The sequence below is a fragment of the Pandoraea sp. genome (genome assembly GCF_041919235.1).
Classification (GTDB): domain Bacteria; phylum Pseudomonadota; class Gammaproteobacteria; order Burkholderiales; family Burkholderiaceae; genus Pandoraea.
In genome coordinates this window covers 137467-161059 of record NZ_JAYRUC010000001.1, presented here as the reverse complement: position 1 = coordinate 161059, position 23593 = coordinate 137467, and the positions used below count along the sequence as shown (strand labels likewise).

General features: G+C 64.4%; 22 protein-coding genes and 1 pseudogene. 11 read left to right on the top strand and 12 right to left on the bottom strand.

Annotation, left to right across the window (positions count from 1 at the left end; genetic code table 11):
- Positions 1-169 precede the first annotated feature (169 nt).
- Positions 170-313 (bottom strand): annotated as a pseudogene (locus ACE3UG_RS00730) (RNA polymerase subunit sigma); the annotation flags it as partial.
- Positions 313-1230, bottom strand: coding sequence for a helix-turn-helix transcriptional regulator (locus tag ACE3UG_RS00725; protein ID WP_374618364.1), 918 nt, complete (start codon positions 1228-1230; stop codon positions 313-315). The pseudogene ACE3UG_RS00730 and the gene ACE3UG_RS00725, both read right to left, overlap by 1 nt.
- A 213-nt stretch (positions 1231-1443) precedes the next feature.
- On the opposite strand from ACE3UG_RS00725, the gene ACE3UG_RS00720 reads away from it, so the two are divergent.
- The 5 genes from ACE3UG_RS00720 (at position 1444) to ACE3UG_RS00700 (ending at position 6409) form a co-directional block, all read left to right on the top strand.
- On the top strand, positions 1444-2211 hold the full coding sequence (locus tag ACE3UG_RS00720; protein ID WP_374618362.1) for a crotonase/enoyl-CoA hydratase family protein: 768 nt from the start codon (positions 1444-1446) through the stop codon (positions 2209-2211).
- A gap of 25 nt (positions 2212-2236) precedes the next feature.
- Positions 2237-3172: a 3-hydroxyacyl-CoA dehydrogenase NAD-binding domain-containing protein gene (locus ACE3UG_RS00715; RefSeq protein ID WP_374618360.1), complete on the top strand. Its 936-nt coding sequence runs from the start codon at positions 2237-2239 to the stop codon at positions 3170-3172.
- An 82-nt stretch (positions 3173-3254) separates the two neighbouring features.
- Positions 3255-4175: a 3-keto-5-aminohexanoate cleavage protein gene (locus ACE3UG_RS00710; RefSeq protein WP_374618358.1), complete on the top strand. Its 921-nt coding sequence runs from the start codon at positions 3255-3257 to the stop codon at positions 4173-4175.
- 63 nt (positions 4176-4238) lie between these two features.
- Entirely contained in the window at positions 4239-4553 is a 315-nt protein-coding gene (locus tag ACE3UG_RS00705) for a hypothetical protein (protein WP_374618357.1), read from the top strand.
- Positions 4538-6409 carry a feruloyl-CoA synthase gene (locus tag ACE3UG_RS00700; RefSeq protein WP_374618356.1) on the top strand — a complete coding sequence of 624 codons (1872 nt, stop codon included), beginning with the start codon at positions 4538-4540 and terminating at the stop codon, positions 6407-6409. The genes ACE3UG_RS00705 and ACE3UG_RS00700 overlap by 16 nt, the downstream gene beginning before the upstream one ends.
- Positions 6410-6509: 100 nt before the next feature.
- On the opposite strand, the gene ACE3UG_RS00695 is transcribed toward ACE3UG_RS00700, so the two are convergent.
- A complete protein-coding gene (locus tag ACE3UG_RS00695) occupies positions 6510-7772 on the bottom strand; it encodes an MFS transporter (RefSeq protein ID WP_374618354.1) in 1263 nt (420 codons plus the stop codon).
- 212 nt (positions 7773-7984) lie between these two features.
- Here ACE3UG_RS00695 and ACE3UG_RS00690 point away from each other — a divergent pair, with 212 nt between their 5' ends.
- Both ACE3UG_RS00690 and ACE3UG_RS00685 read left to right on the top strand, forming a co-directional pair.
- On the top strand, positions 7985-8662 hold the full coding sequence (locus ACE3UG_RS00690; RefSeq protein ID WP_374618353.1) for a hypothetical protein: 678 nt from the start codon (positions 7985-7987) through the stop codon (positions 8660-8662).
- A gap of 33 nt (positions 8663-8695) precedes the next feature.
- Complete coding sequence (locus tag ACE3UG_RS00685; RefSeq protein ID WP_374618351.1) at positions 8696-9574, top strand: IclR family transcriptional regulator; 879 nt, start codon at positions 8696-8698, stop codon at positions 9572-9574.
- Here ACE3UG_RS00685 and ACE3UG_RS00680 read toward each other — a convergent pair.
- The gene (locus ACE3UG_RS00680) at positions 9542-10576 is read right to left on the bottom strand and encodes an NAD(P)H-binding protein (RefSeq protein WP_374618349.1); all 1035 of its coding nucleotides are present in this window, start codon (positions 10574-10576) and stop codon (positions 9542-9544) included. The genes ACE3UG_RS00685 and ACE3UG_RS00680 overlap by 33 nt on opposite strands.
- 96 nt (positions 10577-10672) lie before the next feature.
- Between ACE3UG_RS00680 and ACE3UG_RS00675 the strand changes: the two genes are divergently transcribed.
- The 4 genes from ACE3UG_RS00675 to ACE3UG_RS00660 all read left to right on the top strand — a co-directional run bounded on the left by ACE3UG_RS00675 (position 10673) and on the right by ACE3UG_RS00660 (position 15161).
- On the top strand, positions 10673-11563 hold the full coding sequence (locus ACE3UG_RS00675; RefSeq protein ID WP_374618347.1) for a LysR family transcriptional regulator: 891 nt from the start codon (positions 10673-10675) through the stop codon (positions 11561-11563).
- A gap of 94 nt (positions 11564-11657) precedes the next feature.
- The gene (locus tag ACE3UG_RS00670; protein WP_374618345.1) at positions 11658-12416 is read left to right on the top strand and encodes an alpha/beta hydrolase; all 759 of its coding nucleotides are present in this window, start codon (positions 11658-11660) and stop codon (positions 12414-12416) included.
- A gap of 89 nt (positions 12417-12505) precedes the next feature.
- Positions 12506-14131, top strand: a complete 1626-nt coding sequence (locus ACE3UG_RS00665; protein WP_374618344.1) for an AAA family ATPase — start codon at positions 12506-12508, stop codon at positions 14129-14131.
- A 139-nt stretch (positions 14132-14270) separates the two neighbouring features.
- On the top strand, positions 14271-15161 hold the full coding sequence (locus ACE3UG_RS00660; protein ID WP_374618342.1) for a LysR substrate-binding domain-containing protein: 891 nt from the start codon (positions 14271-14273) through the stop codon (positions 15159-15161).
- Between the two features lie 56 nt (positions 15162-15217).
- On the opposite strand, the gene ACE3UG_RS00655 is transcribed toward ACE3UG_RS00660, so the two are convergent.
- The 8 genes from ACE3UG_RS00655 to hutH all read right to left on the bottom strand — a co-directional run bounded on the left by ACE3UG_RS00655 (position 15218) and on the right by hutH (position 23581).
- A complete protein-coding gene (locus tag ACE3UG_RS00655; RefSeq protein WP_374618340.1) occupies positions 15218-16057 on the bottom strand; it encodes a bifunctional allantoicase/(S)-ureidoglycine aminohydrolase in 840 nt (279 codons plus the stop codon).
- A gap of 287 nt (positions 16058-16344) precedes the next feature.
- A complete protein-coding gene (locus ACE3UG_RS00650) occupies positions 16345-16869 on the bottom strand; it encodes an AidA/PixA family protein (RefSeq protein ID WP_374618339.1) in 525 nt (174 codons plus the stop codon).
- 79 nt (positions 16870-16948) lie between these two features.
- The gene (locus tag ACE3UG_RS00645) at positions 16949-17452 is read right to left on the bottom strand and encodes an inclusion body family protein (protein WP_374618337.1); all 504 of its coding nucleotides are present in this window, start codon (positions 17450-17452) and stop codon (positions 16949-16951) included.
- A 367-nt stretch (positions 17453-17819) separates the two neighbouring features.
- Positions 17820-18107 carry a YciI family protein gene (locus ACE3UG_RS00640; RefSeq protein WP_374618335.1) on the bottom strand — a complete coding sequence of 96 codons (288 nt, stop codon included), beginning with the start codon at positions 18105-18107 and terminating at the stop codon, positions 17820-17822.
- Positions 18108-18236: 129 nt separating this feature from the next.
- Positions 18237-19199 (bottom strand): formimidoylglutamase, encoded by a 963-nt coding sequence (hutG, locus tag ACE3UG_RS00635; protein WP_374618334.1) that lies wholly within the window; start codon positions 19197-19199, stop codon positions 18237-18239.
- 26 nt (positions 19200-19225) lie between these two features.
- Positions 19226-20443 carry an imidazolonepropionase gene (hutI, locus tag ACE3UG_RS00630; protein ID WP_374618333.1) on the bottom strand — a complete coding sequence of 406 codons (1218 nt, stop codon included), beginning with the start codon at positions 20441-20443 and terminating at the stop codon, positions 19226-19228.
- Positions 20444-20450: 7 nt separating this feature from the next.
- Positions 20451-21830, bottom strand: coding sequence for an amino acid permease (locus tag ACE3UG_RS00625; RefSeq protein ID WP_374618331.1), 1380 nt, complete (start codon positions 21828-21830; stop codon positions 20451-20453).
- A gap of 194 nt (positions 21831-22024) precedes the next feature.
- Entirely contained in the window at positions 22025-23581 is a 1557-nt protein-coding gene (gene hutH / locus ACE3UG_RS00620; RefSeq protein WP_374618329.1) for a histidine ammonia-lyase, read from the bottom strand.
- Positions 23582-23593 lie beyond the last annotated feature (12 nt).

The following is a 23593-nucleotide window of genomic DNA, read 5'->3' as shown; positions in this document are numbered from 1 at the left end:
TCGCGACAGGTCCGCTTGACCCCGCCGTGTTACGAAACGTGGCCTCGCCTTCGGGCACGTACCGTAACGTAACGTTACGTTACGGTAGTAGGACATGCCTTACGCGCGTCGCGTCATGTCGTCTCACGGCGATTTCATATTCGCAACTCGCTGACTTGGCCAAACGTTGCACGCGAAGGCCGGTGTCATGTGCGAGATCGGCTGCGTCGAATCCATTGCCCAGCTTCTTGCGCAACCAACCGAGCAACCAACCGCGCAACCAACCGAGCAGCCACCCGTGATGGTCGCTAGGTGACGTAATAGGCGTGACGATCAAGCGGCTCGTGCGGGCGATAGATCGTGCTTGAGTGCCGCGAGGGCCGCGTCCGGCGTGAGGTCCGAGGTATCGAGCGTGCTGTCGGCCAATCGGTAGAGCGACTCGCGGGCATCGAGCATGCGGTGGATGTGATCGAGCGCCTCGTTACGCAGTGCTTCTGTGGCGATACGTGCATCGTTTTGCTGCATCACCCGCTGGAAGTGAACCTCGGGGCGGGCGCGAAGCCACACGGTACGAAACGCCCTGAGCACACGCTCGTAAGTCGGCGCCTCTGACACGATCCCGCCGCCCGTGGCAAGCACGACGTGTTCGTGCGTCGCAATGATCCGCTCGATACATTCCAGCTCGATGCGACGCATCGCCGCCTGGCCATAGAGTGTGATGACTTCGCCGATGGCGATGCCCGCCGCCCGCTCGACTTCCTTGTCCAGTTCAATGAACGGTGCACCGATGGCGTCGGCCAAGCGCGGCCCGAGGGTCGACTTGCCTGCGCCGCGCAACCCGATGAGGGCGATGCGCTGTCCTGTGCGGCGGGCATCGGCCGCACCTGGCATCACGATCTGGCGCCGCAGACGGGCGAGGACGTCCGGCGGTTGCTGACGAAGATACTCGACGAGAATCAGTAGATCGCCGTCATAGGCGGTGCGCTCGGCCACGAGCGCCTCCACGCCGACGTTCAGCGCGTCTGCAAGCTTGTGCAGAACGGCCAGCGACACGTTGCCGGTGCCCGCTTCCACGCGCGCAAGATAGGGGAGCGAGACGCCCGATTGCCCGGCGAGCTGCTTGCGCGTCATGCCGCGCTGGGCTCGCAACGTGCGCACCTGCCGCGCCAGCGACGCCAGATGCGACGACGCGCCGGCATCGGCTTCATCGGCCGGATCCGGGGGAAGGCTGTCGGCAGGCGGTTGGATCATGGACGGCTATGGCGCGCAGGCAGGTGAGCGATAAATATACTATGAGATACCCGTCGTGGGGCCGTGCATCGCCCATTGCGAGGAACCGTCAGGGTAAAGATATGCAGTAAATTGCCTATTTCGCCCGTTAATCCCTGTTAACCTTGAATCGCATTGCACAAACGCCGCAACATTGAAAATATCTTATAAGATACTTTTCACGACTTGGAGTGAATGCAGACAATGACCTATCCCTACCTGCGCGTAAGCGTTGAAGACGCCATCGCCTTCGTGACACTGGATCGCGCAGACAAGCGCAACGCCCTTTGCGACGCGGCGATCGACTCGCTTGAGGCGGCGTTTCGCGATTTCGACGACAGCGTGCGCGCCGTGGTATTGCGTGGCGAGGGCGAGCACTTCTGCGCCGGCTTGGACTTGTCAGAGAACAGTACGCGCGAGCCGTTCGACGTGCTGCGCGTCTCGCAACGCTGGCATAAGGTGTTCCACGAGATCCAGTTCGGCACCCGGCCAGTGGTCGCGCTGCTGCATGGCGCGGTTATCGGCGGGGGGCTGGAACTCGCGCTGGCAGCCCATGTGCGCGTCATCGAACGAAGCGCCTTCTTTCAGTTGCCCGAAGGCAAGCGCGGCATTTTCGTCGGTGGCGGTGCATCGGTGCGTGTGGCACGTATTCTCGGGCCGGACCGCATGACGGAAATGATGCTCACCGGCCGTCGCTACAATGCCGTCGATGGCGAGCGTCTGGGCCTTGGCCACTACCTGACCGAAGTGGGCGAGGGGCTGGCACTCGCCACGCAGCTCGCTCGTGAGACGGCGGCCAACAGTGCGTTGTCGAACTGGGCGACGATTCATGCGCTTTCGCGCATTCACGATATGTCCATGGCCGACGGTCTGTTCACCGAATCGGTGACGAGTGCGCTGATGCTGGCCACCCCCGACGCGCGCGAGCGCATGGAACGCTTTTTGGGCCACGCGGCACGGTAGCCGCCCGGCCCCCACGGAGACGAATGTGAAATACGACAACATCGAACAGGTGGCCGTCATCGGCACCGGCGTCATTGGCGCGAGTTGGGCGGCTTACTTCCTCGCGCGCGGTCTGCGCGTGAGTGCCTGGGATCCGGCACCGGGGGCGCGCGAGCGCTTGCGCGAGGCGGTCGATGCTCATTGGCCCACGCTGATCCGGATCGGCCTGTCGGCGAATGCCTCGCGCGACGCGCTGACTTTTCACGACACGCTCGACGCCGCGCTGGCGGGCGCCGACTTTGTGCAGGAGAGCGGTCCCGAGCGCGAGGACCTGAAGCAGGATCTTTTTCGACGGATGGACGCTGCGCTGGCGCCCGGCGTCGTGATTGCCTCGAGCTCCTCGGGATTGCTGATGAGCCGTGTGCAGTCGGTGTGCGTACATCCGGAGCGCGTGGTGCTTGGGCACCCGTTCAATCCGCCGCATTTGATTCCGCTGGTGGAAGTCATCGGCGGCGCACAGTCGTCGCAGGCCGCCATCGACACGGCGATGCAGTTCTACCGCGCGATCGGCAAGCGCGCCATTCACGTGAAGAAAGAGGTCAAGGGGCACATCGCGAACCGGCTGCAGGCCGCGCTTTGGCGTGAGGCGATCCACCTGGTCGACACGGGTGTCGCGTCGGTGGCCGACATCGACGACGCGATCGCCTACGGGCCCGGTTTGCGCTGGGCGGCGCTCGGTCCGTTCCTCAACCTGCAACTCTCGGGCGGCGCCGGCGGCATTGCGCATTTGCTGGAGCATCTCGGCCCGCCCATCGAATCGTGGTGGGCCGATCTCGGTCAGCCGGTGCTGACCGACGATCTGAAGGCGCGCATTACGGCTGGCGTGAGCGACGAACTCGCCGGGCGCGACAACGCGCAGCTCGAAGCGCAGCGCGACGCCATCATTCTCGGCATTCTCGCGAGCAAGCCGTCGTCTTCGTGATTGCCGCCAACACGCCTCGGCGTACCTAATTTTCCATTCGAAGCCCTCGTATTCAGGGACCCAAGGACCCAAGGAGACTGGCATGAGCAAACCGAAAGTCATCGTGACCATCGCGCCGACAGGCGGCATGGCGTACAAATCGCAGAATCCTCATCTGCCCACCCGGCCCGACGAGATCGCGCGCGATGTCTACGACTGCTACAACGCGGGGGCGAGCGTCGTGGCGATTCATGCACGGCGCCCGGGCGACGACGGTGCAACGTGCGACCCGGCGATCTACCGCGACATCAACCGCCGCGTTCGCGACAAGTGCGACATCGTCATCAACAACTCGACGGGCGGTGGCGTGCACGGCGACATGATCGGTCAGGCCGAGAACGGTTACTGGGAGATCCTCTGGGAGGAGCGGCTCAAGGGCATGGATGCCGGTGCAGAGATGTGTACGCTCGATGCCACCACGATCATCGCGAGCTTCGGTGGCAACGAACTGCTCATGCATACGTCGCCGGAGCGCTCGAAGCATCTCGCCATCGAGATGAAGAAGCGCGGCATCAAGCCGGAGTGGGAAGTCTTCAGTCCGACCCATATCGTGCAGGATCTCGCCACGCTCACCGCCGCTGGCTTCGACGACGAGCCGTTCTTCGTCAACCTCGTACTCGGCGTGCATCGGGGCTTTCAGAACGCCATGCCGTACACGCCGCGCGTGCTGCAATCGATGGTCGATCTGCTGCCCAAGGGCAGCATCTTCTGCGTGAGTGGCATCGGCCCCGCGCAACTCCCGTCGGCAATGAATTCCCTGCTGCTCGGTGGCCACGTGCGCGTCGGCCTCGAGGACAACCTGTATTACGAGCAAGGCGTGCTGGCGACGAACCAACAACTGACCGAGCGCGTGGTGCGGCTTGTGCGGGAGATGGGCTACGAGCCGGCCACACCCGCCGAAGCCCGAGAAATCATGGGCCTGCCACGCAATCGCGACGTGTTGCCGGAGTTCGCGGTGCGGTGATCCCAGGTCGTGCGTCGCAAGCTGTACAGCCCCCAAAAATGAGAAGACAAGGAGACATGTCACATGGCGGCACGCAGGTTCACACGCAGTTTGGCTGCTTCGCGCGCCCGGCGCGGCGCATGGTCGTTATGTCTGTTTGCCGGCTATGCCTACGACACCTATCGGGTGCTCAAGCGCGGCGCCGTTGGCGTGGCGGCGAAGCAGGCGCAACCCGGCACGCAAGCGTTTCGCGATGCCCTGGTCGGTGCCATCGAGAAGACCCGCAGCCTTGCGGCAACGCACGGCATGATCAACGTCAGCGCACAGGACCATTCGGCTTATGGCGAAGACGGTTGCGTGCTCGTCACCGTGAAGGGCGGCAAGTGGACGATCGACTAAGCGCAGCAGCATTCGGGGCGCGCCGTCTCGCCGTGCCGGACATCGAGCGCGAGACCCGGGCCGACGGCAGCTTCGTGATCCGCTCGCGTGCGGCGCTGGGCGCGTTCGCACGCAGCCCGGTCGACTGGCTCGTGCAGTGGGCCACGCGCACGCCCGATGCGGTATTCATTGCGCAACGGCGTCACCCCGGCGAGCGTGTCGCCGCCGACGATCTATGGCAGCGGGTGACGTACGGCGAGGCGTTGACCCTGACGCGCAGCATCGGGCAAGCGTTGCTCGACCTTGACGTGCCCCGTGACCGGCCGGTGGTGATTCTGTCGGACAACAGCGTCAATCATGCGTTGCTCGTGCTCGGCGCGATGATGGCGGGGCGCCAGACGGCCATCGTATCGTCGGCGTATTCCCGCGTGGCGAAGGACATGGGCAAGCTGCACGGGATTGTCGCGCGCCTCGATCCGGCGCTGGTGTACGTGGAAGACGGCGAGGCCTACGCGAGGGCGCTGGCGGGCGCACCGATCCGATGTCCGATCGTCGCCACCCGCCATGTCCGCACAGGCTGGCTGCACTTCGACACGCTCGCCGCAACGCCTGCATCGCCCGCGGTCGATGCGGCGTTCGCGCAGGTGTGTCCGGACGACACGGCCAAGTTGCTACTGACGTCGGGCTCTACGGGAACGCCGAAAATCGTCGTCAACACGCACGGAATGCTTGCCGCAAACCAACAGATGATCGCGCAATGCTGGCATTTCATCGACGAGGCGGCGCCGGTGGTGGTCGATTGGCTGCCGTGGAGTCATACGTTCGGGGCGAATCACAACTTCCACATGGTGCTGCGCAACGGCGGTGCGTTCTACGTCGATGATGGGCGTCCGGTGCCCGAGTTGATCGGCCGCTCCGTCGAGAATCTTCGCGACGTGTCACCCACGCTTCACTTCAACGTGCCCAAGGGCTTCGAAGCGCTCGCGCCGTGCCTGGAAGCGGACGACGCCTTCGCCGCGCGCTTCTTCGGCCGCCTTCAGGTGTTGTTCTACGCGGCGGCGAGCCTGCCGCCGGCGGTGTGGCAGCGTTTCGAGCGGCTGGCGTCGCGGCACTGCGACACGATGCCGTTCTTTACCTCGGCGTGGGGCGCGACGGAGACGGCGCCGCTCATCACCAGTGTGCATTTCCCGATTCCGGGCGCGGGCAATATCGGTGTGCCGGCGCCGGGCAACGAACTCAAGTTCGTGCCCAACGGCGACAAGCTCGAGATGCGCGTGCGTGGCCCGTCGGTGTTTCGGCGCTATGCGGGCGACCCCGATGCCACGGCCGGCGCGTTCGACGAGGAAGGGTTCTACCGCACGGGCGATGCGGGCCGATTGTCCGATCCGGACGATCCGGGCGCGGGCGTGATCTTCGATGGGCGCGTCTCCGAAGATTTCAAGCTGACGAGCGGGACCTGGGTGTCGGTCGGCGCACTACGCCTGCGCGCCTTGACGGCGCTGACACGGTACGCGTCGGACGTGGTGATTGCGGGGCACGACCGTGACGAGATCGGGCTGTTGATCTTCCCAGGCGCGGCTTGGCGGGCCACGGCCGCGCCGATCGACGCGCCGCATGCGGGCAAGGCGATGGCGATGCGAGCGGATGTTCGCGCGGCGGTGGCCGAGGCCCTCTCGCATCTGGCGCAGGACGCGGGCAGTTCCCAACGGGCCGCGCGCGCCGTGATTCTGGCGTCGCCGCCGTCGCTTGAAGAAGGGGAGATTACCGACAAGGGTTATGTCAATCAGCGGGCTGTACTGGCCTTGCGTGCCGACGACGTGGCGCGGCTTTACTCGGATTGCCCGTCGGTCATCCGCCTGCCGTTGCCGTTAAGTTGATGGCCACGAAGGCGCAGGTCGTGGATGCGAGAGAGCGCGCGCGCCGGTGGTTTAAGGGACCACTGGCGCGCAACGTCGCTTGATGAGGGGAGGGGGTGGGTCAGGCGAGTGCCTCGCCGCGGCTCTCCGGCAGGAAGAAGTACACGATGAGCGCCGCGAGCAGGAAGAAGCCGGCCGTTGCGCCCAACGCGGCACTGACGTTCTCGCCGCGTGAGAGCAAGCCGACGGCGGCGGGCGCGAGCGCGCTGGTGGCGCGGCCCGTGTTGTAGATGAAACCTTGCGCGGTGGCGCGCACCTGCGTCGGGAACATCTCGGCGAACGTCGGTGCGAAGCCGCTATAGAAGCCCGTGCCGAAAAACGCCACCACCGGGCCGAACGCCAGCAATAGCATCGGATCGCGAATCACGACATAGAGCGGCACCGTGACCGCCGACACGATAAAGAAGAGCAGAAACGACTTGCGGCACCCGATGCGATCGGCAATGTAGCCGAAGCACACGAAGCCTGCCGCTGCGCCGGCCTGCATGACGACGATCCACGTCGTCGAGCGCAGCAGATCGAAGCCCGGTCCGCCCTGCGCCACCGGGGTGGCCAGGTAGGCAGGAATCCACGTGAACAGCCCCCAGTAGCCGCACATGGCCGCTGCCGTGAAGGCGAGCCCGACCATCGTACTGCGTGCATAGGGGCCGAACAGCATGCCCAGTGTCTGGCCAAGCGTGAGGCGTACGCGCTGCTCGCGCCAGATGGCCGGCTCTTCGACATGGCGGCGCACCCAGAACGCGAGCACCGTCGGCAGAAGTCCGAATGCGAACACCCAGCGCCAGCCGAAGTACGGCAGGATGACGGCCGCCACGATGGCCGCCACCGCGTAGCCGAGCGCAAAGGCGCTCTGCACCCAGGCCATGACCTTCGCGCGATGCTCGGCGGGCCACGTCTCGGTGATGAGGGCCGCGCCGGCCGACCACTCGCCGCCGATGCCCAGTCCGAGCAGGAAACGAAACACGAGAAGCTGTGTCACCGAGTCGGCAAAGCCGCACAAGGCGGTACCGATGGAGTAGCACAGGATCGAGAGAATCATCGACCGGGTGCGGCCGATACGATCGGCGAGGAAGCCGAAGAACAGGCCTCCGAAGGCCGTCGCCAGCAGCGTGAGCGAGGCAATCATGCCCGCCATGCCTTTGTCGAAATGCAGATCGGCGCTGATGTAGCGAATCACCATCGCGAACAGCATCAGATCCATGATGTCGAGCATCCAGCCGATGTACGCCGAACCAAATGCCCGCCATTGCGCCGGACTCGCGCCGCGATACCACGGCCGACGTGCCGTGCCCGCCGCCTTCAGAGCGGTCGTGCCAGTGTCCATTCTTGTCTCCTTCATGGAACTCAGTTGAGTGTCATGCCTATGTATCGATAAACGATACGCATGGAAATGATTTCGTTTGAATGGTAGCAAACCTGTTCGACGTTTTGTCTCGTGGTAAACGATAAATGGTGCTTTGCGTATCGATCATCGATACTTCGTTCCGGGGTTGTCTCGATGGTCGGGGCAATCGACTGGTTACAGGAGATCGAGAAGTGAAGCCGTTCCAATTGCGTTTGTACGAGGATGTCATCGCGCCGAACCATGCGCCTGTCTATCTGCCGGCCGCGCGGCGGGCGATTTATGTTGTGCATGGCGACGTCGCCATCGAGTTCGAGACGGGCGCGCAGCATCATGGGGCGCAGAGCGCGTGGCTCGGTGAGGACGACGTGGCGCTGAGTGCCGGACACGAAGGCGCAACCCTGTGGCGCTGGGAACTGATGTCGGGCGATACGCCGATGCCGGGAGAAATTGCCTCGGCGCCGGGGGCATCGTCGACGCTCAAGTTGGCGGCCCCGATCGAGCTCGACCCGCGCCAACGCTGGCTCATGCGTTGCGACAAGGTACAATTCCCCCCCGGCGGCGTGGCGCACCTGCATGTGCATCAAGGGCCTGGCGTGCGCTGCACGCTCGAAGGCGAGATCACGATCGAGACGCTTGGGGCGTCGCACACGCACGGGCCGGGACAGGCGTGGCTCGAACTCGGCCATGCGCCGGTGCTCGCACCGACGACCGAGTCGCGCGACACGACCTTCGTCCGGTGCTTCATCCTGCCGCGGGCGTGCCGTAATCGCAGCTCGATTCGTTATGTGCGCCCGGAGGATGCGAACAGGAACAAGCCGCAGCGCTATCACGTGTTCGGCGAGCGCTTCATTACGCTCGACGCTCAATAGTTTCGGCGCGACGACAGTCACAAAGGACACACAGTGAAACGATCGAAGGACACCCCGAACGACGTCATTCTCGGCGCGAGCGTCGCTGCGGCGCCAGCGACTGGCGAGCGAGGTGAACGAGGTGAACGAGGCGAGCCGGGCGGCGACGAACTCAACACCTCGTCGACTTCGGTCATTTCCCTGCGCATTCTGGAGTTGCTGGCCGAGCGCAATGCCGAGTGCGGCGTGACCCATCTGGCGGAGGCGCTCGGCGTGCCCAAGGCACGCGTGCACCGGCATCTGACGGCGCTGCGCCACGAGGGTTACGTCGTGCAGAATCCGCGCACCAGCCGATATCGCATCGGCTGGCGGCTCTTCCTCTTGGGGCAGAAGCTGGTCAAGCAGTTCGACGTGGTGGGGCTTGCGCGTCCGGTGATGGAAGAATTGCGCGACGCCGTCGGTCAGACCATCGTCATCAGCTCGTTTACCGAGTCCAATGTGGTCGTGCTCGACGTCATGCGTGGGCGCAGTCCGCTGGAAATCCTGCTGCACCCGGGCACGCAGTTCAAGTTGCACAGCGTAGCGCAGGGCAAGATCGCGCTGGCTTACGGTCCGGCGGAGCGTCGCGAAGCGGTGCTCGCGGGTCCGCTCGAAGCGTGCACGCCACACACCATTACCGATCCGATGCGGCTCTCGCACGAACTCGCGCTGGTGCGCGAGCGGGGCTGGGCCGATGCGCCCGAGGAAGTATTCCTCGGTGTCAATGCGCTCGCCGCCCCCATCGTGCAGGATGACGGTTCGCTGTTCGGCACGCTCGCCATCGTCGGCTCGATTCACTATCTGCCGGCGCATCCGAATCCGCAAACCGTGGCGGCGCTCACCGACGCCGCCCGGCGCATCTCACGCCTGCTCGGCGGCGCTCGCGCGGACTGACCCTTTCGCGCCCGGCTTGCCGGGCAGGCATCCGAGCCCGTCGAGCGTGGCATGCACCGCGAGGTCGAGCGGCGTGTGGGGTTCGTGCCCGAGGGTCTCGACGAGGTGGGTGTTATCCATGCGCACCGGTTGTTGCCACAAGTAGCGCATTTCGCGCAATTCATGCAGGGTCGTGACGAAGGGCGATGCCGCCCGCACCAGCCACCACGGGAATCTGCGCGTCTTGACGTCGACGTTGTATTTCGTCATGACGCGGGCGATCGCGGCAGCCATCTGCGTGCCGTCGGCGTCCCAATGCCCGGCCATGTGGAAATTGGAGAAGGCGTCGAGCGTGCCACGGCGCGCAATGAGCATGACCATCGTGCGGCCCACGTCAGGCAGATAGGACCATTGATGACCCACGCCGTGAGCATTCGGCACCCGCACGATGCGCGCCGTCTGTCCCGGCTTCACCAAGCCTTGTGCGAACCAGCTATTGCGGGTTTGAGGGCCGAAGAAGTCTCCCGCGCGCACGATGATCGTCTGCACCCCATTGCGGCTTGCGTCCAGCAGACGGCGTTCCATCGTCGCCCGAATGCGTCCCTTGCGCGTGCGCGGCTGTTGCGGCGAATCGTGGCGGAGCAACGGGAACGTCTCGGGACCGTAGTTGTAGACCGTGCCCGGCAGGACGACGGTAGCGTGATGCATCGTGGCGGCCGCGATCGTGTTATCGAGCATAGGTAACACTTGGGTGTCCCAGTGACGATAACCGGGCGGATTGACAGCATGCACGATCACATCGCAGTCGCGTGCCGCCGCGAGTACGTCGCTCGTGCGCATGGCGTCGCCGTCGAGCCACTCGACACCCGGCTCCGAAAAAGGGGGGCGCGGCGCCCCGCCACGGCGCAGGGCACGTACGTGCCAGCCTTCGGCGAGCAGTTGGCGCGTCACCTCGCCGCCGATACCGCCCGTCGCCCCGAGTACCAGCGCGCGAGACCCCTGAGATTGGGACCTGTCGGTCATGATGTCGCTCCTTGAACGTTGAGAGTGACGCTATTCTCCGCGTGAGGCGATTCAAATAAAATTGCCGAAAATCATCTATCGGCTATACATTTTCGTATGACAAACAATCTGAGCTGGGATCTCTACCGCACGTTTCTCGCCGTGCTGACCGAGGGTTCGCTCTCGGGCGCGGCGCGGGCGCTGGGCATCACGCAGCCGACCGCAGGCCGGCATATCGCCGCGCTGGAGGCCGCGCTGGGACAAACGCTCTTCACGCGTTCGCAGACGGGCTTGTTGCTAACGGAGGCGGCGGCGTCGCTGCGCCCACATGCGCAGGCGATGCAGCACACGGCGCTTGCCTTCGAGCGGGCCGCAGCGAGCGACGGGGCAGGGGTGAACGGCGTCGTGCGTATCTCGGCGAGCGAGGTCGTCGGTGTAGAAGTGCTGCCGCCGATCCTGAGCGCGCTGCGCCGCGCGCATCCGGAGCTGGTGCTCGAACTCGTGCCCACGAACCGGATCCAGGATCTGCTGCATCGCGAAGTCGACATTGCGGTCCGAATGGCCTCACCGCAGCAGGAGGCGTTGATTGCGCGTCGGGTGGGCAACATCGACGTTGGCCTGTATGCGCGCCAAGATTACCTGGCGCGCTACGGCGCGCCGACCTCGATGGACGATCTTGCGCATCACACGGTGATCGGTTTCGATCGAATCACGCCGTTCCTCCGGGAGGCGACACGCGGCACGCCGGCCTGGTCGCGCGAGGCCTTTGCGTTTCGCGCCGATAGCGACTTGGCGCAACTGGCGATGACTCGGGCCGGCTACGGCATTGGCGCATGTCAGGCACCGCTGGCGCGGCGCGATGCACGGCTCGTGCGCGTGTTGCCGAAGGCCTTCCGCTTCACGCTGCAGACGTGGGTGACGATGCATGAAGATCTCCGCACGAGTCCACGCTGCAAAGTCACGTTCGACGCGCTCGTGGCCGGATTGTCCACCTACATGGCTGAATAAGGCCGGGCCCGCGACAACGCCGCATGACCGCAGGGAAATTGAATGATATACAATATATCAATAATATCGACAATCACGAGACCATCACCGCGCCATGCTCGACCCTTCCTTGTTCGGCCGCATGCCACCGGACGTTCTTGTGTCTGCCTCTGCCGTGCGGGTGTCACCGCCGGTGTCTGAATCGGCAACCGGGCTGTCCTCGTCCTCGTCCTCGTCCCCATCCTCGTTCCAGTTCCCGTTGCCTGCCGGCCGTCATTCACTCGGACTCAGTGAGGCCCGCGACGCGGTGCTTTACGTACCGCCGGATCTGCCCACCGACAGGCCGGTGCCCATTTTTGTGATGTTTCATGGGGCGGGGGGCTTTCCGGAAAAGGTGCTGCCGTTCATCGAGCCACACGCGCAGCGTCACAAGTTTCTCGTGCTCGCACCGCATTCGACCTTCCCGACGTGGGACATCGTGATCGGCGGCAGCGGTCCCGATCTGGAGCGTTTGCAACACGCATTGGGCGCGCTTGCCGCGCGTTATCGCATCGATACCGGGCGCGTGGCGTTTGCGGGCTTCTCCGACGGCGCGAGCTACGCGTTGTCCATCGGCGTGACGAACGGCGACATTGCGAGTCATGTCATCGCTTTCTCGGGCGGATTCATGTCGGTCTTCGTTCAGGAAGGTCAGCCTCGGATCTTCATCGCGCACGGGCGCGACGACGAACAATTGCCCATCGAGACAAGTGGCCGTCAGAACGCCAACAAGCTCAAGGCCGCGGGCTACGACGTGCAGTACGTCGAATTCGACGGGCTGCACATCATCGAGCCGGGCGTCGTGGCCCGTGCCATCGACTTCTTCCTCGCCTGAAACGCGCACAGCCAAGGGGCAAAGTACGCACGGGCCTTACCTCTTACGTCTTACCTCTTACGTCTTACGCCTTACGGGGAGTGCCGTTCATGGATTTCGAAATTCCCGAATCACTGATTCATCCGCTGCTGCAATTGATCGGCGCCGATTCTCCGCTGGGCAAACAGCTCACGACTTATGGCGTGTGCCGAGGCAACATGCGGGTCTCGAGCGAATGGTTCGACGCCAAGTCGCTCAACACGCTCTACGTCCTGAGCAAGACCCAGAACGAACGCGCGTTGATGTTTCAGATGCTTGCGCTCGACAACGTCTACAACGCGCCGCAAGCGCGAGTGATTCCGAGTCTGGACAAGCTCGTGCCGGGTCTCGTGGCGTATCTTGCACGCGATGTCATCGACGGCTGGGTGTATCAACGCCACCGCGACGGCGCACTGCTGCCGTGGCTCGTGCGTCGCCTGCGTTACGTCGAGCCGGAGCAGGGCTCGCCCTACGTCGTCATGGACATGCTGGCGAACACGATGCAGTCGGCCAACTCGACGCTGACCGAGCATCGCCTGCGTCGCTCGGGAATGACGACGTCGCTCGTCTTTACTCGCGACGACATTGCCAATCGCACGATTCCGGCGTTGCTTGCGGAGTTCGGCTTCTACAAGGAATGCGCCGAGTTCAAGCATGAATACGAGCAGCATGCGCAGCGCTTCTTGCGCGTGCAGCGGGCGTTCGGTGCGCAGTTCGTGCTGCGCCGCGCGGCGTTCTCTGTGGATCCGAAGGGCGCGACGGAGTTGATTCGTGTAGTGGACGGCGCGGCGGCGAAGTGCGTGAACGACGAGGAACGCCTCGAGCGCAATTTCGAGGTGGCGTGCGACGCCGACTTCTGGCGTAACGCCGAGATCGATCAGGCGTTTGAGACAATTCCGCTGCACTGCTATGTACATGTGTTCCATCTGGACTGGCACCGCAATCTCTGGGTGCACGTGCAGAACATGACGGAGTACGAATATCAACCTGGCCTGCGCGACAAGCTCGTTCTGCCGTCGCACCATCACGATCTGATCGATATCCTGACATCGAACATGGATGTGATGATGCCGGACTTTGTCCCCGGCAAGTCGGGCGGTGCGACGATTCTCTGCCAGGGCGCGCCGGGACTGGGCAAGACGCTCACGGCGGAGATCTACGCCGAGGTCGTCGGCAAGCCGCTGTACCGTGTGCATTCGGGGCAATTGGGGACGACGGCGGCGTCGGTGGGCGCAGCGCTCACGGGCATTCTGCGGCGTGCCATGCGCTGGAATGCCATCCTGTTGCTCGACGAGGCGGACGTGTACATCCGCCGGCGCGACAACGATCTGGAACACAACGCCATCGTGGCGGAATTTCTGCGCTCGCTGGAATACTTTCACGGCCTGCTGTTCATGACGACGAATCGTATCGGCGACGTCGACGACGCCATTCTGTCGCGCTGCATCGCCACGATCCATTATGAGACGCCGTGCCCGGCCGACGCGCGGCGCCTCTGGCGCATGCAGGCCGAGCAGGTCGGAGCGTATCTCGACGAGACCCTGATCGACACGCTCGCCGGCCGGTATCCGAACGTGAGCGGTCGCGACATCAAGGAGCTGATGAAGCTCGCGAGCCGCTATTGCAAGGTCAGGGACATGCCCTACACGGAAGACGTGTTCCGGCTCTGCGGGCTATTCCGAGGCTACGACGCGTGAATCGCCCGGGCCGGCGCTGGCGGCAGCGTCGGCCTGCCACGCGACGGGCCGTGCCGGGCGACGCCGCAAACCCCAGTTGCCGGGCGCTCGCCGCGCGTGATAAAAGGTCGGCCATCCATCGCACATTCCAATACCGTTTATGGCTGGCAGGCCGAAATCGAATCGACCGCTCTTCGATCTGGATCTATTGCGCTCGATCATCGTGGTGGCCGATTGCGGCAGCTTCACCACGGCGGCGGCGCGTCTGCATTCGACCCAATCCACGGTGAGCCAGAAGGTCCGGCGTCTTGAAGACATGGTCGGACACAAGTTGCTCGATCGCGGCAATCGAGAAGTCCGCGCCACCGACGCGGGCGAGATGCTGCTTGCACACGCGCGCCAGATGCTCGCGCTCAACGACCAGATGTTCGAAGCGCTCTCCGGCGCGGTCGGGGGCGTGACGGTGCGTCTGGGCGTGCCGGAAGACTTCGCGACCGGCGCCACGACGCAGGTGCTTGCGCGATTCAATCGGCAATATCCGCAGGTCAAGCTCGAAGTGACGAGTGGCCTGAGCCGCGATCTGTTGGGCAGTTACGATCGTGGCGCCCTCGATCTCGTGCTGGTCAAGCAACGCCGGGATAGTCGCGAGTCGGTCGTATCCCGCCCCGAAAAGCTCGCGTGGATCGACAGCGCAACGCATCCCTCGTTCGGGCGCGATCCGGTGCCGCTCGTGACCTTTCCCACCCGCGGGCTGTATCGCGACGACATGATCCACACGCTCGAGACGATGGGGCGCAACTGGCGCATCAGTTTTACCAGTTCCAGTCTGAGCGGCATTCAGGGCGCGGTTGCCGACGGGATGGGGATCAGTCTCGTACCCCAGCGCGCTGTGCTGCCGGGGCATGCGGTGCTTGGCCGGGCGCAGGGGCTGCCGGTCATCGACGCATTCGAACTCGCCGTGTTTCACCGCCCGAGCGCCGATCCGATGGTGGTGGCGCTCGCCAAAGTATTGGTGGGCATGCTCGCGCCGACACCGCGCGCACCGAAGTGAGCGACGCGCCGGGGACGGCGTTCGCGCGATGACGGCGGCGCGCGAGCGGCGTGGGCTCAGTTCGGCGGCGTGCCCAGCGTCAGGGGCATGTGGCGGTTGACGTCTTTGTACAGCAGGTAGCGGAACGGTCCGGGGCCTCCGGCGTAGCAGGCCTGCGGGCAGAATGCGCGCAACCACATGAAGTCGCCGGCTTCGACTTCCACCCAATCCTGATTCAGGCGATAGACGGCCTTGCCTTCCAGTACATACAGGCCGTGCTCCATTACGTGCGTTTCCGCGAACGGAATGACACCGCCCGGCTGGAACGTCACGATATTCACATGCATGTCATGGCGCATGTCCTGAATATCGACGAAGCGCGTCGTGACCCACCGGCCGTCGGTGCCGGGCATCGGAATCGGTTCGACGTCGCGCTCGTTCTTCACGAACGGCTCGGGGTGTGCCAGACCTGCGACGGCCTGGTAGCGCTTGCGAATCCAATGGAAGCGAGCGGTGCTCTGGCTGTGGTTGCGCAGTTGCCAGTCGGTCTCGGGCGGGATGAACGCATAGCCGCCAGGGGTGAGCGGGTTCGCTTTGCCCTGGATCGTCACCGTGATCTCGCCTTCGACGACAAACAGCACGGCTTCGGCGTTTGCGTCCTGTTCGGGTTTGTCGCTGCCGCCGCCCGCGCCGACTTCCATGATGTATTGCGCGAACGTTTCGGCGAAGCCGGAGAGCGGACGGGCGAGCACCCAAAGTCGGGTGTTGTCCCAGAATGGCAGATGGCTCGTGACGATATCGCGCATCACGCCCTTCGGGATGACGGCGTACGCCTCGGTAAACATGGCGCGGTCGGTGAGTAATTCCGTTTGGCCCGGGTGCCCGCCGTGCGGCGCGTAGTAGGGGGTCTTCGACATACCTGATGGCTCCTGTCTCGTTCCGATCCGTCGGATCAGAGAGACCTTGCAGTGTTCTGAGGTGAATTGTGGGCGGTCGTTCACGCCCACGAAAGCAAGATAGCGAACCGGTCAAGCATCGACAAATTAAATATAAAAATGCCCATCATTCGTTTATTGAATAATTGGGCGCCGGACTTGCCGCGGCGCGGCGTCGGTAGCAAAAAGCGCCGCGGTGCAAGTCAGGGCGCGACGCTTTTGACGGGGTTGACGGGGTTGACGGCGGTTGACGGCGCCGCTGCGCATGATTACGGCACAACGACACGCAGCGGCCAACGCAAGCGGGCGAGGACGTTCGCATCGCGGTCCGTGACGATCGCCTCGACGTCGACCTGCGCCGTGCCGCTGGCCACGACATCGGCCTGCCAGAAGGCATCGGGCGCTGCTCGGGCGACGCTCACCTGCGGGTCGCCGGGCTGAGGCGCGTAGCGGGTGGCGTGCTCATGAACGTGCAACTGCAAGCCGCTCAGGGACGACGCGTCGGCGAGCGAGAGCTGGAGCAGTACCGCATGTTCGCCACGCATGGCCAGAGGCGTCCAGCGCAGCCGCAAACGGTCTCCGGTGTGTACATCGACAGGCCATGGCGCTGCGTTGACGCCATCGAGTGCATTGGCATCGGGCGCGAGTGCGTAGCAGCCGTCGCCGTCGACGGTCACGGGGTTGTCTGCTGCTTCGGGGTGCCGGTCGAGCAGCGTCACCGTATCGATGACGAGCAGAACATCGACGATGGCAGGGCGCTCGCCACCGGCGTCGGAGGTGTGTGCGTCGGACATGGGGATTCCTTGCCGTGGGCCGCTGTTGCCGCAATCCGGCGCCCATGCCTGGGCGTCGTGGATCGCGGCGTGGCGTTGCTCAATGGTTGCGAATGGAGATGAACGGATCCCATTGATAGCAGCCGCACAGATTGCCGCTGCGATCGAGGATCATGAACTGGAAGTGGTAGGTGACGCGGCCGGTCTTGAGCGTTTCGCAAGACCAGAAGTAGTTCGAGCATTGTTGCTTCTTCGGATGGGTCGGATCGGGCGGGTTCGGCACCGGGATCGTGACTTCGGCTTCTCGCGGCGACGGCGGCGAGATCAGCTCGTTGCCCTGATTGCCGACGAATTTGTAGAAGATGCACGACTGCTCGAAGCCGAGCGAGAGCGAGCATTCGCGCCACCGGATAACGTCGCCGACGGTCGCCGCGACGTCCAGCTCGCCGCCTGCCTGCCCGCTCACCACATTGCCTTGCGTGACGATCATGAAGACGTGCTTGAAGTCGATGAGCGGCGGATTCGCCATGCTCGAGTTCCTGCCGTACCGGTCGACAATCGTCTTGGTGTCGATGCTGACCAGCACATCGGTGATTTGCGACATGAGATTCTCCACGAAAGACTAAGGTGAATGCCGTCGATCGGACGATGACGGCCTCAAAGGCCGCGGCTCGTCGGCCGCGTGCGAAACGCTCGCGTGCGTTTCACCGATCGAGCGTAGAAAGGCGGGGGAGAATGTTCAACCTCGCGCGGGCTGCGCGATATGAGTGACATTGCGCGCAAAGTGGCGTCGCGACTGGCGTTGCCACGGGTGCGCCGGGACTCACCAATCGGAGAATTGGAGGCATGCAACCAAAACAGCCCATGCGCGCACTGCGTGCATGGGCTGCGTCACCGTTCTGGAGGTGTCGGGCGCCCGGCCTTCGCTGGAGGCCGGCGCGCCGTCGGAACGCGTGGAGCGCTTGGTTGGATCAGAGCAGCGCCGTGACCTGGGGATGAGACTTCACCGGATCGAATACGACAACGCGATAATCGGCCAACCCATGAATGTGGAAAGGGTCCTGCGCGAGGATCGCATCGAGCTCGTCGCGCGAGACCTTGCCGGCGGCGATGATGACACCGCCATTGCGCGGTTGCTTTGGCCCTGACGCAAGGAACAGACCGCGCTCATACTGCGTGGCGAGAAACTGGCGATGGGCTTCGAGATGCGCGTCGATGGCGCTCATGGGTTGCGTGTAAGTCAATTCGACGATGTACATGCTGCGGACCTTGTCAAAAAAGCGCGGCCTCTGGCCGCTTGACGATAGTGTAGCAACGCGGCGTATTTTGTGCGCGGCAAGCGGCACCGGTCTGCGATTCCACGGTCGCCCACGACAACGACGTTGCCCTCAGAGCAGACGATACGCGAGTCGGGCAGCGACGCGCGCGCCAGTGCCTTGCGCGTCGAAGTGCGGGTTGTACTCGGCCAGATCGGCCACACGCAGCTTGCCCGAACGCCGTACGTGCGTGACGATGGCCTCGACGACGGACATCGGCACGCCATACGCGGCGGGCGCAGATACGCCCGGCATGACCGATGCGGGAAGCACGTCGAGATCGATCGTCAGATAGACATGGGCGACGTCGTCGATCAGCGCATCGATCTGTGCGAGGCGGGCCTCCAGATGACGCTCCTGCATATCGGTGTCCTCCACGTACGTCACCTTTAGCTCGCGCGCTCGTTCGAATAGCGACGCTGTGTTGCTCAATCGGCTCACACCCATGCACGCATAGTCGAACGGGCGTTCGGCCGACGCGCAGGCCTGCGCAATCTGGTCGAACGGCGTTCCCGACGTGCCCGGACGCGCCGTGCGCAAATCGAAGTGTGCATCCAGATTCAGAATCAGCACGCGCGAGCGGTCGCCGGCCGCGTCGAGATGCGCGCGCAATCCTTGCCACGTCCCCCACGCGATTTCGTGACCGCCGCCAAGCACGACCGGATGCGCGCCAGCGTCGAGCTGACGGCGCACGGCCTGGGCCAGCGCCGCTTGCGCGGCTTCCAGATCGTCGCCTTCGCAGGCGATGTCGCCCGCATCGAACAAGCATGCGATGCCGTGCGCAGGGAGGTTCGCCAGCGCACGCCGGATGGCCTGCGGCCCTTGCGCGGCGCCGATGCGCCCCTGATTGCGTTTCACACCCGCATCGCAGACAAAGCCAAGCAGCACGGACGCGCCTCGGGCCGAGGCGCCCGTGGGTGGGTCGATCTGGTGCACGACGTTGAAGAGGCGACGCGTGTCGCCACGCTCGCCGCTATCGGTACGGCCGTGCCAGACCGGGGGCTCGCCGGTAATGGGATTGAGTGGGGTCGCCATGAGCGTCTCCTGTTTGCGGGGTGGGCTCAATTCGCGGTGGCGTCGCGCCACTGTCCGTGGCGCACCGTGCGCGAGGGCAGTTCGCCGCCCAGCCAGTAAGCGAGTTCTGCCGGGCGCTCGATCTCCCACGCCACGAAGTCCGCCACCTTTCCGGCTTCGAGCGTGCCGTGCGTGGCGAGCATGCCCAGCGCTTTTGCTGCATTGCGCGTGACACCGGCCAGCGCTTCTTCGGGCGTGAGGCCAAAGAGTGTGCAGGCCATGTTGAGCATCAGGCGCAGCGACAGTGCTGGGGACGTGCCGGGGTTCAGATCGGACGCCACCGCGATATCGACACCGTGGCGGCGCAGCAGATCGACGGGCGGGCGCCGCGCCTCCTGCAGCATATGAAACGCGCCGGGCAGCAGCACGGCAACCGTGCCGGCACGTCCCATCGCGGCGGCGTCGTCGGCCGTCATGTATTCCAGGTGGTCTGCCGAGAGCGCGCCGAGTTCCGCCGCCAGCCGTGCGCCGCCGAGCGGGGAGAGTTGCTCCGCGTGCAGCTTGACGGGCAACTTCAGCTTCTGCGCGCGGAGCAGCACGCGCATGACCTGCGCCGGTGTGAAGGCGATGGTTTCGCAGAAGGCATCGACGGCGTCGACCAAACGTTCTTCGGCGAGCGTCGGCAGGATCTCGGCGCAGACGTAGTTCACATACTCGTCCGGTTTGCCCGCGAACTCCGAGGGCACCGTGTGCGCGGCCAGACAGGTGGTTTTCACCGTGACCGGCAGCGCTTCACCGAGGCGACGCGCCACGCGCAGCATCTTGCGTTCGCTGTTCAGGTCGAGACCGTAACCGGACTTGATCTCGACCGTGGTGACACCCTCACGCATCAGCGCCAGCAGACGGTTGCGCGCTGCCACGAAGAGCGCATCTTCGGTGGCGTCGCGCGTGTGCCTCACCGTGTGCTTGATGCCGCCACCGGCCGCCGAGATTTCGGCATAGCTCACGCCTTGCAGCCGTTGCTCGAATTCGAGGCTGCGGTTGCCGCCGAACACCAGATGCGTATGGCAATCGATCAGGCCGGGCGTGACCCAGGCGCCGTGCAGGTCGACGCACTCATCCGCGCCGGCGGCGGCGCGCTCGCTGCGAGGGCCGACCCACTCGATCTGCTTGCCAAGCGTGACGATCGCTGCATCCTCGATGGCGTGGTAACGGCCGTCGCGCATGGTGGCAACGTGGCAGTGCTTCCAATAGGTACGTTTCATGTGAGGCTCATTCCAGGCTCATTTGGCTGCGCACCTGCGCTTCCTTGGGTTTGACGCCGAACCGATAGGCGATCGACATCAGCACGATCCAGCCTGCGCCGACGTACAACGCGATGCGGGTGTCGTCCATATAGCCGAGCACACCAATCACAAAGAGCATGAACGCGATGGCCAGCCCTGGCGCGACGGGCCACAGCGGCACCTTGAACTTGAGGGCTGCGACTTCCTCGGCCGACAGGCGGCGGCGCATCGCGACCTGCGAGAGCAGGATCATCAGCCAGACCCACACGGTCGCGAACGTGGCAATCGAGGCAATGATCAGAAACACGCCTTCCGGAATCAGATAGTTGAGCACGACGCCGCCGAGCAGCGCGGCCGTCATCACGAGCACCGTGACCCAGGGTACGCCATGGCGCGACGTGGTGAAGAAGGCGGCAGGCGCCTGACCGTGTTCGGCCATGCCGAACATCATCCGGCCCGCGCCGAAAATATTGCTGTTGATGGCGGAGATGGCGGCCGAAATCACGATCAGATTGAGAATCGCCGCTGCCGACCTGATGCCCAGGCCGGAGAAGATCTGCACGAACGGGCTACCCTGGCGACCGATGCCGGTCCACGGGAAGATCGCCATGAGCACGCACATCGTCAGCACGTAAAACAGCAGAATGCGCACCGGCACGGCGTTGATGGCGCGCGGGATCACCGTTTCCGGATGCTTGGCTTCGCCACCGGTGATGCCGATGATCTCGATGCCGCCATACGCGAACATCACCACGGCCAGCGACGCCACAAGTCCGCCCCAGCCATTGGGCAGGAAGCCGCCGTGCGACCACAGATTGCTCACCGCCGGGGCGTGCTCCGCATGCAGTTGCACGCCGGCGAACAAAATTACGCCGCCGCCCACAATCATGGCGACGATGGCGAGAATCTTCACCAGCGCCAGCCAGAACTCCATCTCCCCGTACACCTTCACGTTGCACAGGTTCAGCCCGCAGATCAGCATGACGATGCCGAGCACCCAGATCCATTGCGGCACGTCCGGGAACCAGAATCCCATATAGATGCCGAACGCCGTCACGTCGGCGAGACAAACGATCGCCATCTCCAGGATGTAGGTCCAGCCCGTGAGGAAACCGGCCAGCGGTCCGAGATTGTCGCGCGCATAGCGGCCGAACGAGCCGGACACCGGCTGACGCACGACCATCTCGCCAAGCGCGCGCATTACCATATAGACGGCTGCACCGCCCACGATATAGGCCAGGATCACCGCCGGACCGGCGAGTTGGATCGCCGAGGCCGAGCCGTAGAACAGGCCGGTGCCGATGGCCGAGCCGAGCGCCAGAAAGCGGATGTGCCGTGCGCTCAGATTGCGTTGCAGGTTTTTCAAGCTGTCTCCTGAAGGCGTGATGAGCCTGCCCGCGCGCGCGGGCGGCAAGTGAATTCCGGGAAGGCCGTCCGACGCTCGGACCGGCGCACCGATGGGCCGCCGGACGAGGGACGAGGGGACGACCCGATATACCCCGTCACCGGAACGCGAATCGCAGTTCGTTTCGCCCCGGCAGGGCGGAAAGTCGAGGCGAGTTAAACGCTTGGCAACGTACCGGACGGCACGAGCGCACTCAGATGCCGCTGTGCAATCAAGGTGCTCGCGCCTTCGATGTCGGGGGCGAAGTAGCGGTCCTTATCGTAGAACGGAACCGATTGGCGCAGAAGGGCGCGGGCGCGCTCGAGGACCGGCGTCGATTTGACACCCTCGCGGAAGTCAAGCCCCTGGCAGGCGCCAAGCCATTCGATCGCGAGAATGCCCTTTACGTTATCGGCCATCTCCCAAAGCCGTTTCCCGGCATTCGGGGCCATCGATACGTGATCTTCCTGGTTGGCCGAGGTCGGCAGACTGTCGACGCTGGCCGGATGCGCCAACGCCTTGTTCTCCGAGGCGAGCGCAGCGGCCGTGACCTGCGCGATCATGAATCCGGAGTTCACGCCGCCATTGGCCACAAGAAATGCGGGCAACTGCGACATGTGCTTGTCCATCATGAGGGACGTGCGGCGCTCGCTCAGGGCGCCGATTTCGGCAATGGCCAGGGCGAGATTGTCTGCGGCCATCGCGACCGGTTCGGCATGAAAGTTGCCCCCCGAGATCACGTCGCCCTGTTCCCAGAACACGAGCGGGTTGTCCGACACGGCGTTCGCTTCCACGGCGAGCACCTCGGCGGCCTGACGGATCTGCGTGAGACAGGCCCCCATGACCTGCGGCTGGCAGCGCAGCGAATACGGATCCTGGACTTTTTCGCAATGGGCGTGCGATTGGCCGACTTCGCTCGTCTCGCCGAGCAGATGACGGTACAGCGCTGCGGCATCGATCTGTCCGCGTTGACCTCGGGCGGCGTGAATGCGGGGGTCGAACGGGGCGCGCGAGCCGAGCATGGCTTCGACTGTCAATGCGCCGCAGACGCTGGCGGCGGCGAACAGATCTTCGCCTTCGAACAGGCCGCGCAGTGCATAGGCCGTCGAGACCTGCGTGCCGTTGAGCAGCGCGAGCCCTTCCTTGGCGGCGAGCGTAAGCGGTGCGAGCCCGGCCACGGCGAGCGCTTCACGCGCGCTCATCCACTGACCGCGATAACGCGCCTCGCCCTCGCCCAGCAACAGCAGCGACATATGGGCGAGCGGGGCGAGATCGCCCGAGGCGCCGACCGAGCCCTTGAGCGGGATGCATGGATAGACTTCGGCGTTCACCAACGTGACGAGGGCATCGATGACCTTGCGGCGAATGCCCGAGTAGCCCCGCGCCAGGCTGTTGATCTTGAGCACCATGATGAGACGCACGAGTGCGTCGTCAAGCGGGGCGCCGACACCGGCGGCGTGCGACAGCACGAGAGAGCGTTGCAGGTTCTCGAGATCGTCTTTTGCGATGCGCGTCGTGGCGAGCAGACCGAAGCCGGTGTTGATGCCGTATGCGGTGCGGCCTTCGGCCACGATGTTTTCCACGCAGGCTACGCTCTTGTCGATGGCCGCATAGGCGGTCTCATCGAGCGTGACGGTGGTCGGGTGCTGATAGACCTCGCGCAGTTGCGCGAGCGTGAGCGTGCCGGGCGTCACAAACAGTTTTGCCATGGACGGATTTCCTTGATTCGACATATTCGGGGGGTA

Coding starts and splice junctions, on each gene's coding strand:
- ACE3UG_RS00725 (WP_374618364.1), bottom strand. CDS start 1,230: ATGATCCAACCGCCTGCCGACAGCCTTCCCCCGGATCCGGCCGATGAA.
- ACE3UG_RS00720 (WP_374618362.1), top strand. CDS start 1,444: ATGCAGACAATGACCTATCCCTACCTGCGCGTAAGCGTTGAAGACGCC.
- ACE3UG_RS00710 (WP_374618358.1), top strand. CDS start 3,255: ATGAGCAAACCGAAAGTCATCGTGACCATCGCGCCGACAGGCGGCATG.
- ACE3UG_RS00705 (WP_374618357.1), top strand. CDS start 4,239: ATGGCGGCACGCAGGTTCACACGCAGTTTGGCTGCTTCGCGCGCCCGG.
- ACE3UG_RS00695 (WP_374618354.1), bottom strand. CDS start 7,772: ATGGACACTGGCACGACCGCTCTGAAGGCGGCGGGCACGGCACGTCGG.
- ACE3UG_RS00680 (WP_374618349.1), bottom strand. CDS start 10,576: ATGACCGACAGGTCCCAATCTCAGGGGTCTCGCGCGCTGGTACTCGGG.
- ACE3UG_RS00675 (WP_374618347.1), top strand. CDS start 10,673: ATGACAAACAATCTGAGCTGGGATCTCTACCGCACGTTTCTCGCCGTG.
- ACE3UG_RS00670 (WP_374618345.1), top strand. CDS start 11,658: ATGCTCGACCCTTCCTTGTTCGGCCGCATGCCACCGGACGTTCTTGTG.
- ACE3UG_RS00665 (WP_374618344.1), top strand. CDS start 12,506: ATGGATTTCGAAATTCCCGAATCACTGATTCATCCGCTGCTGCAATTG.
- ACE3UG_RS00660 (WP_374618342.1), top strand. CDS start 14,271: ATGGCTGGCAGGCCGAAATCGAATCGACCGCTCTTCGATCTGGATCTA.
- ACE3UG_RS00655 (WP_374618340.1), bottom strand. CDS start 16,057: ATGTCGAAGACCCCCTACTACGCGCCGCACGGCGGGCACCCGGGCCAA.
- ACE3UG_RS00650 (WP_374618339.1), bottom strand. CDS start 16,869: ATGTCCGACGCACACACCTCCGACGCCGGTGGCGAGCGCCCTGCCATC.
- ACE3UG_RS00645 (WP_374618337.1), bottom strand. CDS start 17,452: ATGTCGCAAATCACCGATGTGCTGGTCAGCATCGACACCAAGACGATT.
- ACE3UG_RS00640 (WP_374618335.1), bottom strand. CDS start 18,107: ATGTACATCGTCGAATTGACTTACACGCAACCCATGAGCGCCATCGAC.
- hutG (WP_374618334.1), bottom strand. CDS start 19,199: ATGGCGACCCCACTCAATCCCATTACCGGCGAGCCCCCGGTCTGGCAC.
- hutI (WP_374618333.1), bottom strand. CDS start 20,443: ATGAAACGTACCTATTGGAAGCACTGCCACGTTGCCACCATGCGCGAC.
- hutH (WP_374618329.1), bottom strand. CDS start 23,581: ATGTCGAATCAAGGAAATCCGTCCATGGCAAAACTGTTTGTGACGCCC.